At 66.4% G+C, this 14615-nt stretch carries 15 protein-coding genes; 12 read left to right on the top strand and 3 right to left on the bottom strand.

Annotated elements, in window-relative coordinates; genetic code table 11:
* Positions 1–54: 54 nt before the first annotated feature.
* Entirely contained in the window at positions 55–1137 is a 1083-nt protein-coding gene (locus GO986_RS00915) for a CAP domain-containing protein (RefSeq protein WP_157457339.1), read from the top strand.
* 121 nt (positions 1138–1258) lie between these two features.
* Positions 1259–1738, top strand: coding sequence for an FKBP-type peptidyl-prolyl cis-trans isomerase (locus tag GO986_RS00920; RefSeq protein WP_157457340.1), 480 nt, complete (start codon positions 1259–1261; stop codon positions 1736–1738).
* 405 nt (positions 1739–2143) lie between these two features.
* On the opposite strand, the gene GO986_RS00925 is transcribed toward GO986_RS00920, so the two are convergent.
* The 3 genes from GO986_RS00925 to GO986_RS00935 form a co-directional block, all read right to left on the bottom strand.
* Positions 2144–2659, bottom strand: a complete 516-nt coding sequence (locus GO986_RS00925; RefSeq protein ID WP_157457341.1) for an HD domain-containing protein — start codon at positions 2657–2659, stop codon at positions 2144–2146.
* 59 nt (positions 2660–2718) lie between these two features.
* Complete coding sequence (gene trxB / locus GO986_RS00930) at positions 2719–3693, bottom strand: thioredoxin-disulfide reductase (protein ID WP_157457342.1); 975 nt, start codon at positions 3691–3693, stop codon at positions 2719–2721.
* Between the two features lie 275 nt (positions 3694–3968).
* A complete protein-coding gene (locus GO986_RS00935; RefSeq protein WP_157457343.1) occupies positions 3969–4490 on the bottom strand; it encodes a DUF6174 domain-containing protein in 522 nt (173 codons plus the stop codon).
* Between the two features lie 90 nt (positions 4491–4580).
* Between GO986_RS00935 and GO986_RS00940 the strand changes: the two genes are divergently transcribed.
* The 10 genes from GO986_RS00940 to GO986_RS00985 all read left to right on the top strand — a co-directional run bounded on the left by GO986_RS00940 (position 4581) and on the right by GO986_RS00985 (position 14505).
* Positions 4581–5432 carry a 1,4-dihydroxy-6-naphtoate synthase gene (locus GO986_RS00940; RefSeq protein WP_157457344.1) on the top strand — a complete coding sequence of 284 codons (852 nt, stop codon included), beginning with the start codon at positions 4581–4583 and terminating at the stop codon, positions 5430–5432.
* A gap of 268 nt (positions 5433–5700) precedes the next feature.
* Positions 5701–6543, top strand: a complete 843-nt coding sequence (locus tag GO986_RS00945) for an alpha/beta fold hydrolase (protein ID WP_232337328.1) — start codon at positions 5701–5703, stop codon at positions 6541–6543.
* 92 nt (positions 6544–6635) lie between these two features.
* The gene (locus GO986_RS00950) at positions 6636–7871 is read left to right on the top strand and encodes a PQQ-dependent sugar dehydrogenase (RefSeq protein ID WP_157457346.1); all 1236 of its coding nucleotides are present in this window, start codon (positions 6636–6638) and stop codon (positions 7869–7871) included.
* Positions 7872–9296, top strand: coding sequence for a superoxide dismutase family protein (locus GO986_RS00955; protein WP_157457347.1), 1425 nt, complete (start codon positions 7872–7874; stop codon positions 9294–9296).
* A gap of 334 nt (positions 9297–9630) precedes the next feature.
* Positions 9631–10575: an ABC transporter ATP-binding protein gene (locus GO986_RS00960; protein ID WP_157457348.1), complete on the top strand. Its 945-nt coding sequence runs from the start codon at positions 9631–9633 to the stop codon at positions 10573–10575.
* 61 nt (positions 10576–10636) lie between these two features.
* Entirely contained in the window at positions 10637–11410 is a 774-nt protein-coding gene (locus GO986_RS00965; protein WP_157457349.1) for a DUF2705 family protein, read from the top strand.
* Positions 11411–11530: 120 nt separating this feature from the next.
* A complete protein-coding gene (locus tag GO986_RS00970; RefSeq protein WP_157457350.1) occupies positions 11531–12079 on the top strand; it encodes a hypothetical protein in 549 nt (182 codons plus the stop codon).
* Positions 12080–12158: 79 nt separating this feature from the next.
* Positions 12159–12572: a globin domain-containing protein gene (locus GO986_RS00975; protein WP_157457351.1), complete on the top strand. Its 414-nt coding sequence runs from the start codon at positions 12159–12161 to the stop codon at positions 12570–12572.
* Between the two features lie 480 nt (positions 12573–13052).
* On the top strand, positions 13053–13271 hold the full coding sequence (locus GO986_RS00980; RefSeq protein ID WP_157457352.1) for a hypothetical protein: 219 nt from the start codon (positions 13053–13055) through the stop codon (positions 13269–13271).
* Positions 13272–13344: 73 nt separating this feature from the next.
* Positions 13345–14505, top strand: a complete 1161-nt coding sequence (locus GO986_RS00985) for an LLM class flavin-dependent oxidoreductase (RefSeq protein ID WP_157457353.1) — start codon at positions 13345–13347, stop codon at positions 14503–14505.
* Positions 14506–14615 lie beyond the last annotated feature (110 nt).

The following is a 14615-nucleotide window of genomic DNA, read 5'->3' on the forward strand; positions in this document are numbered from 1 at the left end:
CAGGATAGGCGCGCGGCGCACCCACCCGGCCTCTCCCACTTTTAGCCTGTCCGCATGACGCCTGAACACAGGGCCCCTGCCTCCTGGCTGCGCCGGGCGGTGCAGGCCGCCGCGTGGACGGCCGGCCTGTTCCTGCTGGGCCTGGCTGGGCTGTGGTGGGCCGGTTCGTGGTCACCCTGGCCGCGCCCGGTGGTGTCCAGGGCCCTGCCTGTCGCTGCCCCGCCCGTGCCGCAGGTTCAGGTCACGCTGCCGCCGCCAGGGTCCCTTGAACCTGCGGCTACCCAGTCAATAGCCTCAAACAAAGTGACCCTGGCCCCCTCCCCTGCTGAAGCACCGGACACGACCGCTTCATCGGCCGCCGAGCGCCGCGCCCTGACCGCTCTGAACCGGGTGCGCCGTCGGGCCAACCTGGCCCCGGTCCAGGCACAAACGGCCTGGACTGGCGGCTGCGCGGCCCACGCGCGGTATCTGGTGCGTGAGGACCGCGCCGAACACCGGCAGGACCCGGCCAGTCCTCACCACACGGCGGCCGGCGAAACCTGCGCTCCGGGCCACTACTTCGTGTCGTCGCAGCCGACCTCTGGGATGGAACGGGCGGTGGATTACTGGGCTAGCGGCGCCTTTCACCTGCCGCAACTGCTGGATCCCCGGCTGACCCAGGTGGCCTTTGGCGAGGCGCACGATGGGGCCGGCACACTGCGCTCGGCGGCGGTGCTGGACGTGCGCCGGGGCCTGAAAGGACGAGGGCGTTACCCCGTGCGTTATCCCGCGCCGGGCGCCCTGATGGCCGCCGGTCCCGCCGCCGCGTCGGAGTGGCCAGACCCAGCGGCAGGCTGCGCCGACCAGTCGGGTCCAATGGGCGCACCGCTGGCCCTGCTGCTCGGGCCAGACCAGAGCAATCAGGTCCGGCGCGCAGCACTGCGAGTCAATGGCCACGCCGCGCCTGCGTGCCTACTGACTGCGTCCACCTTCACCGGCGCCTCGGCCAGCAACACGCAGGCGGGCCGAGCCATTCTGGCGGCCCAGGGCGCCGCCCTGCTGCTGCCGGGTCAGCCGCTGCCCGCAGGTGCCCAGGTAGAGGTGAGGTTTGTGACGGCGCGCGGCCCGGTGACCTGGACCTTCCGGGTCGCTCCGTGAGTGCGCCGCTCCAGCCGGCACAGAATGGACAGCTCACCGGGAGGGGGTACACTCCTTGGGGCAGGATGCGCCCACCGGCCCCGAGCAGGACAGTCCGGCCCGGTGGGGAATGGAGACCACAATGAATATTACCCAGGACAAGGTTGTCGAACTGGAATACACCCTGACGGTGGACGGCGAAGTCATTGACCAGAGCGAGGGCGGCGAGCCCCTCGTGTACCTGCATGGCCACAGCAACATCATTCCCGGCCTGGAGCGGGCCCTGGAAGGCAAGGGCGCAGGCGACGCGCTGCAGGTCACCGTGGCCCCCGAAGACGGCTACGGCGAGCGCGATGAGGACAGCGTGGAAGACCTGTCGCGCGAGGACTTCGAGGACGACGTGGAGGTCGGCGCGACCTACTACGCCCAGTCGGAAGACGGCAGCGTGATTCCGTTTACCGTGCTGGCCGTCGACGGCGAGACCGTGCAGGTGGACTTTAACCCCCCCCTGGCCGGCATGACCTTAAACTTCGACGTGAAGGTGCTGAGCGTACGCGACGCCACTGCTGAGGAACTGGACCACGGCCACGCCCACGCCGAGGGCGACCACCACCACGACTGATCAGAAGTGCCTCACAGCGCCCCGTCTTGTTCAGAGACGGGGCGCTACCTTTTGACCGGGAGGGGCTGGACCACACGCGCTGGCCATCCGCCTAGTTCCTTCCTTGGAACAGAAGCAAGTAGCGCACTCTAACTCCAGCACCCGCCTTGCTCCATCGCCGCGCTTGCTTCATATGGATTCCGCTTCATTGCAGCACAGCAAAGAAGGGCACCGTCTGCGCTTCCATATCGCGAAATCCGCAGCTGTTCTTGCTCGCTCTGCTGCGCCGCTTTCCAAGTCCGCTCGGATTTCACCAAGCATTCTGCCGATTCAATCGGAGTCCGTATCAGTTGACTTGAACCGTTCTGGTCTATGCTTCAAGCTGACTCCGCCCCAAAAGCCCCTCTGCGTCGCAGCCGTGTCCCTCTACTCCTGGTCGTCGTAGACATGCAGCAGAGTGGCCTCGGGGTCGCCGCCGGGATGGTGATGGCGGGCCACCAGGCGGGCCACGCGCGGACGGGCGCCGGCGTGGGCCAGCAGCCGGGCGCCCAGTTCCGGGTGGTGGGCGCGGATGCCCAGCGCCCCCACAGGCGGCAGCACGCGGGCCAGACGGTTGGGCACCAGGCCCACCAGCACCCGTTCCCACAGCCAGTAGGGCCGCAGGCTCTTGCCGCAGTCGTGTAGCAGCGCGGCGGCCAGCAGTTCGGGTCCCGCATCGGGGTGATCGCGGCGCAGGTGGCGGGCCACGCGGCAGGCGTGTTCACGGTCACGTGGGTCCATGCTCCGGTACACCCGCGCCTCGGCGGGGGTCAACAGGGCGGCGGCCCAGTCGTCATCCGGCTGGGCATCTTCGGGACTCATGGAGCGCCACAGCCGGCTGAACTTGGCCGCGTAGCCGCTGACCTTGCGGCGAATGCGGGCGCTGAGGGTGCGGCGGGCCATACCCAGAGCATACGCAAGGCCGCCCGCGCACTGCACGCAGGCGGCCTCCTGGGACGGTCTTAATCTGCGGCGGTTTCGGCCTCGACTTCCAGGGCGGCCAGGGCGCGCTCGGCGCTCATGGCGGCGCGGGTGCCGGCGCCCACGCTGGTGCCCAGCTGGCGGTAGATGTAGTCGCTCACGTCTCCGGCGGCAAACAACATGGGGACGCTGGTGTAAATCTCGTCGGTCACGTCCACATAGCCGTCGGGGCGCAGTTTAACCGTGTCCTGCACAAACTCGGTGTTCGGCACGTGCCCAATGAAGATGAACACGCCGTCTGTGGGCATCTCGCTTTCCTCGCCCGTCTTGAGGTTCTTCAGGCGCACGCCGGTCACACTGTCGGCGCCCTCAATTTCCTCTACGGCCGTGTCCCAGATGAACTTCATTTTGGGGTTGGCAAAGGCGCGGGCCTGGGCCACCTTGTTGGCGCGCAGGGTGTCGCGGCGGTGAATCAGGGTCACTTCCTCGGCAAACTTGGTCAGGAACAGCCCTTCTTCGACGGCCGCGTCGCCGCCGCCCACCACGACCACCTTCTTGCCCCGGTAGAAAAAGCCGTCGCAGGTGGCGCAGGTGCTGACGCCTTTGCCCCAGAAGTGCTCCTCGCCGGGCACATTCAGGCGCTTGGGGTTGGCGCCAGTGGCCAGAATCACAGCCTTGGCGCGGTAGGTGCCACTGTAGCCGGTCACGGTGAAGGGATACTCGTGCGACTGGTCGTCGTCCGTGCGGACGATAGACTGCACCTCGTCCATCTCAATGACGCCGCCGAACTTTTCAGCCTGTTGCTGCATGCGGCTGGCCAGTTCCATGCCGCTGATCGGCTCAGGAAAGCCGGGGTAGTTCTCGACTTCCTCGGTCTGGGCAATCTGGCCGCCGGGCAGCCCCTTTTCCAGAATCAGGGTCTTGAGGCTGGCGCGGCCGGTGTAAATCGCAGCGGTCAGGCCGGCTGGGCCGCCGCCGACAATCACCACGTCATAGGTGTGGGTGTTCCCCGTCATAGAGGAAGCGTACCACCGGCCAGAGCCTCACGCTGTTAGCCAGACACAGTTTATTTTTTAAAGCATTGTTGGGAAGTAGGCAGTGGTGAGTGGAGTGCAGCCTCTCGAAACGCCGAGCCCGCCAAGCCGCTGGCAGGGTGAGGGGTCAGGCTGGGCAAGGGCAGTATGTGAGGCGCTGTCCTCATCGGAAGCCACGGGCACACAGCCCTCACCCCCAAGTTCAACGGAGCGGAAGGGGGTTTCCCACTCCCCACTCACTCCTACCCACTCCCCCTTTACTGCAGCGGCGTGAAATTGGTAACCGTCCATTCGCCAAACCCGTCGGCAATGCCGCCGTCGCCCAGGCCGCTATAGAGCAACACCGGAAAGCCCAGCGCCGGGTCGTAACTCACACGTACATCGGGGCAGCGTGCCCTGGCCTGTTCGCGCAGGATCTGGGCCACAGTGTCAAAGCGGCCTTCCAGGGTCAGGCGGGCCAGCGGGCTGGGTTCGCCCGACTCACCGGGCGCCAGCGCCGTCCCCGTCACCTGACCTCCCCGCACCGTCACGCGGGTGGTGGGAAACAGCACGGGCGCCGCGACCTGCCGCACGTCATAGCGGTAGGTCTTCAGGCCCTGAGCCTGCCAGAGGGTCCGGGCCTGACGCAGCTGGCGGTTCAGGGCGACAAAGTCTGGCCGCACGTAGCCAGGGCGGCAAACCCCCGAGGCCGGCACTGGCCCACCCGCTCCGCCCGCCTGGGCCAGCGGAGCAGCAGTCATCAGGAGGCCCAGCAGGGCGGCGGCCGGCAGTTTGAACATGGGCCCCAGCGTAGGCCCCCTGACTGACCTCCGCCTGAAGCGGAACTTGACCAACCCTGCCCCGGCCAGGCGCGGCGTACCCTGGGCGGCATGACCGACACCCCCACCCTCGACCTGGGGTACTCCCTGTGCCCCAACGACACGTTTATTTTTCACGCGCTGCACGCGGGCCTGACACCGTCACCGCTGCCGGTGCGCGAGGTGCTTGAAGACGTGCAAACCCTGAACGACTGGGCAGTGGAGGGCCGGCTGCCGATCACCAAAATCAGCTACCGCGCCTACTTTGAAGTCATGGACACCTACGTGGCGCTGCGGGCCGGCGGCGCCCTGGGACGGGGCGTGGGGCCGCTGGTGGTCACGCGCGGCGATGTGGAGGACCTGAACGGGCGCGTGGTGGCCTCGCCGGGGGCGCTGACCACCGCCGAACTGCTGCTGCGCCTGGTCTATCCAGAGGTGCAGGTGGTCCGCATGCGGTACGACGAGGTCATGCCCGCCGTGGCGCGCGGCGAGGCCGGCGGGCAGCGCCTAGATGCGGGCCTGATTATCCACGAGTCGCGCTTCACCTACGCCGGGCACGGCCTGACCCAGCTGCTAGACCTGGGCGCGTGGTGGGAGGGCGAAACCGGCCTTCCGCTGCCGCTGGGCGCCATTCTGGTGCGGCGCGACCTGCCGGCCAGGGTGCAGGCCGAGCTGAACGATGCCGTGCGGGCCAGCCTCGACTACGCCTATGCCCACCCGCAGGCTTCCCGCGACTATGTGCGTCAGCACGCCGCCGAACTGTCCGACGAGGTCATGCAGGCCCACATTGACCTGTACGTCAACGACTTCAGCCTGGATGTGGGCGAGGAAGGCGAGCGGGCCGTGCGGGAGCTTCACCGCCGCGCGGTGGCGGTCGGAGCCGTACCCCCCAGCTCTCAGAACCTCTTCGTTGAACTGACCTGACGCTTCTCTAAAGGTTCTCCTCAGCCTTTCTTGAAGGCACCCTGAGGTAGGGCTCAGAAGGTGCCTGAGCTTCATTTGCCCCACGCAGGCGGCGCTTAGCTTGACTTCGTTCAATTCAGGCACTTCGCTCTCCTGGCTCTAACTCTGTGCAGGTCTTCATCTTCTGGCCCCTGCCCGAAGACGTGCCGCTGCGCTGCGTTGCGCTGGAAATTCGTGCGAAGCCGGCCACCGAGGTTCTATGCGTACTCCTTTTCTTACCCTGACTGCCATGCTGTGGACCGCCGCCCTTGCCGGAGCTGCCGAAGGCCAGACCATTCCCGACCGGGGCACCGTGAACGTGAACGGCGCGACCGTGTTTTACAAGGCGGCTGGCAGCGGCCAGCCTCTGCTGCTGATCCACGGCTACCCCCTGAACGGCGAACTGTTCAAGAACAACCGGATGCTGCCTGGCTACCGCGTGATTACCGTGGACCTGCCCGGCTTTGGCCAGAGCAAGGCCCCTGGCCGCGACGCCAGCATTGAAAACTACGCCAAGACCATGCTGGGGTTCATGGACGCCCTGAAGCTGAACAACATTGTGGTGGGCGGCATGAGCATGGGCGGCATGACGCTGCTGCAGATGTACAAAACCGACCCTGACCGCTTTAAGGGCCTGGTGCTGATTGACACAACCGCCGACCCGGCAGGGGTGGCTGAAAAGGCCATGTGGATGGGCACTGGCCAGCAGGCCCAGCAAAAGGGTGTGGCCAGCCTGGTTGACCTCCTGCTGCCCCGGATGCTGACCGCCGAGAGCCGCATGAAGATGCCCAATCAGGTGGCGCACCTGGGCAGCCTGATCAAGCAGGCCAGCCTGGACGGCGCTGTGGGCGCGGCAATGGCGCTGGCCAACCGCCCCGACGCCAACCCGGTGCTGGGCACCATCCGCGTGCCCACGCTGATTCTGGCGGGCGTGGAAGACAACGTGACCCCCGCCGAACTACAAATGAAGATGAAGAACCAGATTGCTGACAGCCGCCTGGTCATGGTGCCCGGCGCTGGCCACGCCGCCACTTTCGAGAAGGCCATGGCCGTCAACGCCGCCATGCGCGCCTGGCTCGCGGGCCTGCGCTAATCCCCGCCGACTGGCCCTGCAGGGAGCTGCCTCCCTGGGGGCCACTTCGCACGCTGAGCCCCTCTCTCTAGACCACTTCCCCAGGAGTTCCCATGATGAAATCTGCCCTAGCCGCCCTGAGTGCGCTGCTGACCGTTAGCGCCCTGGCCCAAACCGCCCCTCCGTCCCCCCGTCCCATCACCCCACCCGAGCCGCCCGCCACGGTGACCGCCACCCGTCTGGAGCCTGTGGCCCTGGAGTTCACGGCCGACAAGCTGGCGCGGCTGAAGGTGCCGGCGGGCTTTACCATCAAGGTGGTGGCCACCGGGCTGGGTAACGCCCGCATGCTGCACGTCATGCCTGACGGCGGCATCTACCTCACCCGGCGTCAGCAAGGCGACGTGTGGTACATGAAAGACGTGAACAAGGACGGCAAGATTGAAGCCGTCGAGCGCAAGATGGTTGCCCAGAACATCAAGGCCGCCCACGGCCTGGACGTCAAGAACAACAAGCTGTATGTCGTGGGCGAAAAGACCATCTGGGTGATGGACATGGCCAAAGACGGCAGCCTGAGCGTCCCGCGTATCTTCGCGGACGGCTTCCCGGACGCCGGACAGCACCCCGCCCGCACCATCAAGTGGGGCCCAGACGGTTACCTGTACGCCACCTTCGGCTCGACCAACAACGACTCGCTGACCCAGAACCCGGAAGAAGCGACGATGCTGCGCATTGCGCCCGACGGCAAGACCCGCGAGATTTACGCGCGCGGTCTGCGCCATACCATCGGCTTTGGCTGGCACCCGGTCAGCAAGGTGCTGTACGGCGCTGACCAGGGCAGCGACTGGCACGGCGACAACATCCCGCCCGAAGAGATTAATGCCATCCAGCGCGGCAAGAATTACGGCTGGCCCTTCTGCTACGGCGACAAGCAGCCTGACCCTTACGTCAATGCCAGCAATATCCCCGGTCTGGTCAGCAAAGCCCAGTACTGCGCGGGCACCCAGGGCTCGCTGGTCACGTACACCGCCCATGCCGCCGCCATCGCTATGAACTACTACACGGGCACCCAGTTCCCGGCCGACATGCGCAACGACGCTTTTATCGCCTACCGGGGCTCGTGGAACCGCAGCGAGCCCAGCGGCTACGAGATTGCCCGTCTGGTGTTCGACGCCCAGAACAAGCCCGAGCGCATTGAGCCCTTCGTGACAGGGTTCGTGTACGAAGAGAATGGGGAGTGGAAGCAGTTTGGGCGGGTGGCGGGCGTGGCGACCTACACCGACGGCAGTCTGCTGTTCACCGACGATCAGAGCGGTGTCCTCTACCGTGTGCTCTACACCGGAGGCAACTAAATGAAGACCTTGCTCCCTGCCGGCCTCCTGATCGGTGCGGCCTCCCTCGGCTTCGCCCTCGCTGGCGGCCTGGACCTCCCCATGGCGATGGCCGCCCCCGCCTCCAGTCCTCTCTCCGCCACTGCCGCCCTGCGCGACCCCCAGGGGCAGGTGCGCGGCACCGCCACCTTCACCCAGCAGGGGATGAACCTGCGCGTGCAGGTGCAGGTCAGCGGCCTGACCCCCGGCCAGCACGGATTGCACCTGCACGAGAACGGCCGCTGCACCCCCGGCATTGACCCAGCAACCAATACGGTGGTGGCCTTTGGTGGGGCCGGGGGTCATTTTGACCCCGGCATGAGCAAGAACCACGATGACCCGGTGGCCGACAACCACTATGGCCACGGCGGGGACCTACCGATGATCACGGTGGGGGCCGACGGGACAGGGACGCTGACGTACACAACGGCCAAGAGCAGCCTGACGGGGATGACGGGGGTCCTCAATCGCAGCATCGTGATTCATGCCAAGGCGGATGACTACAAGAGTGATCCTGCGGGGCTGACGGGCGCGAGGGAACGGTGTGGGGTGATCACGCGCCTGAACTTCAGCGTGCGGGACTACCCCCTGCCCGGGCCGCAGGACTTTCCCGAGGGCGTGGCCTATGACGCCAAACGGGGCCTCCTGTTCACCGGCAGTGCCCGCACCGGCGACATCTATGCCATCAATGCCTCTACCGGCGCTGTCAGCAAGTTTGCCAACGGCGGCGGGCAAGGGCGCGGGGCAGCCTTGGGCCTCAAGGTGGACAGCCAGAGCCGCGTATGGGTGGCGGGTGGCGCCACCGGTACGGTCACGGTCCTCAGCCCCGACGGGTTCCCGCTGGCTATCCTGAACACGCCCAAGTCGCCCAACGCCTTTGTCAACGACCTGACGCCTGCGGCGGACGGTAACGTCTACGTGACGGACTCGACCCGCCCGGTCATCTTCCGCGTGACGCCAGACCTGAAGCTGAGCGCCTGGCTGGACCTGGGCCAGACCCCCATCAAGTACGGCCCCGGCACCAACCTGAACGGTATTGCGGCGACCCCAGATGGCCGCGCGCTGCTGGCCATGCAGCTGAACACGGGCGACCTGTGGCGCATTGACCTGAAGACCAAGGCCGTTCGCAAGGTCATGGGCGAGCTGGTCAACGGCGACGGCATTTTGCTGGACGGCCGCACGCTGTACGTGGCGCGCAACAAGGATCAGGTGGTGAGCAAGGTGATGCTCAGCGCCGACTACACTTCCGGCACCCTGATGACCGAGGAACCCCTGAATGGCCTGCGTTTCCCGGCGACCCTGGCGGCCATTGGCGGCGACCTCGTGGTCACGCAGGCGCAGCTGGATAAGTTGCAGGGCGGCACCCCAGAAACACCCTTCAAGCTCACCCGCTTTAAGAAGTTCTAGAGCCGGGTCTGAACAGGAGGCGCCAGGACATAAGCCTGGCGCTTTTTGCTGCTCTGGTTTTCGCTGACAGAGGGTGACTGCTTAAAGACTCGCTGTCACAGGGCCACCTGACTCAGCGCTCTTATGAATCCTTCCCTCAAGAGCATTGAAGGCTGTAGCCAGACTTCTGCCTCTTTTCTCGGCGCAGAAGGTCCCCGGAGTTCTGCACAGTGTGCTGAACCGGCTTGGTTGTCTCCCTCCTCTCCGACGCAGGAAGAGTGTGTTATGGCCCTCGCCTCATGCCCGCCAATGTGAGCGGCTTGTAAGAGCACGGCACGGAAGCGTGGGTTACGCTATGAAAGTGACCAAGCAAGGCGGCCCAGCCACCCCAGCCATCGAGGTGCGGGGGCTGTATAAGAGATACGGTTCAAACAGCATCCTGGAGGACGTGCACCTGACCGTCATGCCCGGCGAGGTGTACGCCCTGACAGGTCCCAACGGCGCCGGCAAAACGACCCTCATCCGCGCCATGACCGGCCTGGCCTTTCCCTCGGACGGCGACGTGCGGCTGCTGGGGCGTGACGTTCATCTGGACGGCCAGCGCGCCCGCGCCTACTTGGGCGCCGTGGTGGAGGCGCCGGCCAAGTTTTACCCCCAGTTCACGGGCACCCAGAACCTGCAAGTGCATGCCAATCTGGCGGCCATGGCTCCCGGCGGGCGACGCATCAGCCGCGACCGCATCCGCGAGGTGCTGGCGCTGCTGGAACTGACGCGCATGGCCGACAAGAAGGTGGGCGAATACTCGCTGGGACAGCGGCAGCGCCTGGGCGTGGCCAGCGCCATGCTGGCCGAACCCAAGGTCCTGATTCTGGACGAGCCGACCAGCGGCCTGGACCCACTGGGCATCGGCCTGATTCACCGCATTGTGACCAGCCTGGCCACCAGCGGCTGCGCGGTGGTGCTGTCCACCCATCACCTCCGCGAAATTGCTACTTACGCGCACACTGTGGGCATTCTGACCGGGGGGCGACTGGTGGACACGGTGGACCTGCGCGCCCGCCAGGCCGCCTACCGCTTCCGGGTGGACGACCCGGTGGGGGCGGCGGCGGTGCTGGAGCGCCTGCCGTTTGTGCGCCGGGTCAGCACCCGCACCCCCTACGCCATCGCCCATCTGGGCGGCGAGGCCCGCGTGCCCGACGCCCTGAGCCACCTGCACCAGGAAGGGATTCGCGTCTTTGAGGCCAGCCCCGACCACTTTGACCTGTACGAGTACTACCGCGAACGCGTGGAGCAAGCCTGATGAGTGACCTCACCCCTTCCCTGCCCCGTCCCCACGCTGTCCAGCCCACCGGAGGCCACGCATGCTGACCCTGCTGAGCCTGGAATTCCGCAAGCTCTTCGGCGCCCGCAGCGCCCGGCTGGCCCTGCTGGTGACCTTTTTGCTCCCGCTGCTGTGGGCCTTTGCCCCCCGCCTGGACGAATTGATTCAGGTGAAACTAACAAGTGGCTGGCAGCTGCCGGCGGTCAGCATCGGCGTGACCATCGGGTATCTGCTGCCTCTGTTTATTGCCGTGACCGTCGCCGAGATGATTGGGTCAGAGGTCGCGCAGGGCACCCTGGCGCCCCTGCTGCTGCGCCCGGTGGACCGCACCAAGGTCATTGCCAGCAAGCTGATTGTGGCCCTGAGCTACCCCTTTCTGCTGATTCTGACCACAGTGGTGGGCTCGCTGCTGGCCGGCATTCCGCTGGGCTTTGGCAGTTTTGCAGGTGGCACCGGGCTGGGGCCGGGCCTGTTTGTGGGCGTCGGCCAGCTGAGCAGCGACGCCGCCTTTGCCGAGGTGCTGCGCGGCAGCCTCCTGGCCGGCGTGGTGCTGATGCCGGTGGCGGCCCTGTCGCTGCTGTTTGGCGTGCTGTACCTGAGCACGGCAGCGGCCGCGCTGGCCACCTTCGCCGCACTGATTGTCATGCGGCTGCTGGTGGTGCTGCCCGACGCGGTTCAGCGCATTCTGCTCACCAGCCACCTGAATCTATACGTGCAGCAGGGCGACATTTTGCAGCCGCTGGTGCTGCTCCTGATCTACACGGCGGGCTTTGGCCTGATGAGCATCTTCGCGTTTGACCGCCGCGACGTATAAAGACTCCTGGTAAGTCTGGGCGCCCTCAAGTGGGGCGCCGATTTTTTTGTCCTCACGCCGGGCCGGGCTGCGCTACAGTGCGCGCCGAATCTACTCACTGCTCTGCCGGAGGTTTCCCCTATGCGTCTTCCTGTCCTGCTGATCTTCTCGCTGTTGACCCTGAATGCGGTGTCTGCGGCCGCTGCCCCCACCAAAGCCCAGCAAATCGCTGTGTTCAAGGTGGCGGCTCTGGCCCGTGCCAACGTCACCGACACCGCCCTGCGCGCCACAGGCGTGCCGGCCGAGACCGTGACCATTGCGGCCGACTACCTGTATGGGCGTGACCTGAATGTGCAGGCCTACGACCTGGACGCTTTTCTCAAGGCCCGTATTCCGAACATAGAGACCCTGGCCCAGAGCGGCGCGCAGATCCTGTTCTGGTGCCGCGACGGCTACGCGCCGACCGCCAAGCTGAGCGACGTGCTGGGCCAGGGCGGCCTGATTGCCGTGCGGGACGCCGACGCCCCAGAAGCCGTGGGGTGGTCCGACGTGCCCTACAAGACAAGTCTGCTGACCGCCGCAGATGTGGGCAATTACGTGGTGTGGCGCACGGCGCAGTTTCCAGCCAAGCCGCAGCCCTGGGGCCTGGAGACGGTGTACATCCTGCCGGCGAACGCTGTCATCAAGTAGGGGTTCAGTTTGCGCGGTGGGGCGCCGCTGTGGCCTCTGTCCCTGTAGGTAGGCGCCCCACCGCGCTAGCCTGCCCGCCATGACGGCTCCCCTTTCGCTGACCACGGGCGGCAGCCTGTATGACCGCATTGGGCCAGCAGCACTGGACCAGCTGGTCACCCGCTTTTACGCCCTGGTGGCCGCCGACCCGGCGCTGGCGCCTCTCTTTCCAGCTGACCTGACAGAAACCGCCGAAAAACAGCTGGCTTTTTTAAGTGGTTTTCTGGGCGGGCCGCCGCTGTACCACGAGCGCTACGGGCACCCCCGCCTGCGCGCCCGGCACCTGCCTTTTCCTATTACGCCAGCGCGGGCGCGGGCCTGGCTGGCCTGCATGAACGCCGCGCTGCGCGCCACCCCCGAGATTGCCGAAGCCGACGCGCGCGAGCTGCACATGGCGCTCTCGCGGGTGGCCGTGCATATGGTAAACACCCCGGAAGACCAGAGCGAAACGTGACTCCAGTGGCCTGGTGACGGCAGAGAAGCAAGGGCTGATTCCTGAAACAAAAAGGCACCCGTGCCGGCACCACCGCTGGCCATGCCTGTCTGGGTCAGCCTCGCCCCTTTAGTTGACAAGATTTGTCATCTACTCTAAGGTGACCTCAACCCTGAAGAGGGTCACTATCCAGAGCGGCCGAGGGAACAGGCCCGATGACGCCGCAGCAACCAGGAGATCTATGACGCAGCCCCACCTCAACTCAGCCTTCCGCGCCTGTCCAGGGCCCGCGCGCTGTTGTTGACCGCTGCCTCGTAGCACCTCTCCCCGGTGCTCCACGCCTGCCCGACTGAGGGACCGATAGGACGAGCGCCCAGCGCGCTCCCCTGAAAGGACAATCTATGCACCACCGATGTCGCCCGAGCTGACACGCCGCGCCTGCCCCACACGCTGCGCGCTCCCCGCTCCGGTTTTCCCCCACATCCTTCCCAGGAGCTGCCCATGACCGAGACCCTGCACGTCCGCTGGAAGCCCGGCACCCTTGACACCCTGCTCGTGACCTCGCCTCACGGCACGCTGGACTGGAATGTTCTGATCTTCGAGCGCATCTACGGCGCCCAGGCGGTGGCCCAGCTGTACCTGACTGGCCGCGCCAGCGTGACACGCGTTGCTCTGCCAGCCGAAGCGCCGATCAACACCGTTACGGCCCGAGTCGCCTGACCAGACGGCCCGCCCTGAACTGACCTCACTCTTGAGGTTCAGACGACTCCTCACACCCCTTCCGAGGTCTGCTATGACGCACCCCAGCCCCAACCTGTACTGGTTCATTCCTTCCGGCGGCGACGGCCGGCAACTGGGTCAGCCCAGCCGCCCCGCGCACTTCTCCTACCTGACGCAGGTGGCCCAGGCCGCCGACACCCTGGGCTTTGACGGCGTGCTGCTGCCCACAGGCGGCACCAATGAAGACACCGTCATTCTGGCCAGCGCTCTGTCGGCCCTGACCCGGCAACTGCGCTTTCTGGTGGCGCTGCGCCCCGGCCTCTTTTCGCCGGTGCTGGCAGCCCGGCTGACAGCGTCGCTGGACCGGATTACCAACGGACGAATTAACCTGAACATCGTCTCGGGCAGCGGGAACTTTGATTTCGAGGGCTTGAAGCTCTCGCAAGAAGAACGCTACGCCCTGACCCACGAGTGGCTGGGGGTCTTCCGCCGCCTGCTGCGCGGCGAAACCGTGACGCATGAAGGCGCGCAGGTCCAGGTGCATGAAGGCCGCTCCCTGCTGCCCAGTGTGCAGCGGCCTTACCCGCCGATCTTCTTCGGCGGCAGCAGCCAGCCGGCGCTGGCGGTGGCCGGCGAGCATGTGGACGTGTACCTCAGCTGGGGCGAGCGGCCCGAGCAGGTGGCCGAGAAGTTCGAGGCCGTGCGCCGCGAGGCCGCGCTGCATGACCGCACCGTGCGCTTTGGCCTGCGGGCCCACATCATTGTGCGTCCCACCGAGGATGAAGCCTGGGCCGCTGCCGACGAACTGATCGCTGGGGTCAGCGACGAACAGATTACCCAGGCGCACCAGGCTTTCCTGCACAGCGGCTCTGAGGGGCAGCGCCGTCAGAGCGCGCTGAACGGCGGCACCCGCGAGAGCCTGCGGGTGGGCAAGAACCTGTGGGCGGGCGTGGGCCTGCTGCGCGGCGGCGCCGGCACGGCGTTCGTAGGCAACCCGGAGAACGTGGCCGCCGCCCTGCGTGAATACCAGGACGTGGGCGTCGAGACCTTTATCCTCAGCGGCTACCCGCATCTGGAAGAAGCCTACCGCGTGGCCGAACTGCTGTTCCCGGCGCTGGGCCGCACCAGCCCCGTGTTTACCCCACGCGACGGTCAGGTGCTGAGCCACACATCCACCCCCACCCTGAACGCCGCCCAGGCCCCCGAGACGGTGGGACGCTTCCGCAGCATCTGAGAACGAGGGGCTCAGCGCCCCGAAGGCACAACCTCAACCACCCATCCCCGGCTGGGCCGCCTTCTCCCCTGCGGCCTGGCGACCTCGCCTCAACCTTTTAGGAGCCTTCA

Source organism: Deinococcus arboris (assembly GCF_009755355.1).
Taxonomy (GTDB): Bacteria; Deinococcota; Deinococci; order Deinococcales; family Deinococcaceae; genus Deinococcus; species Deinococcus betulae.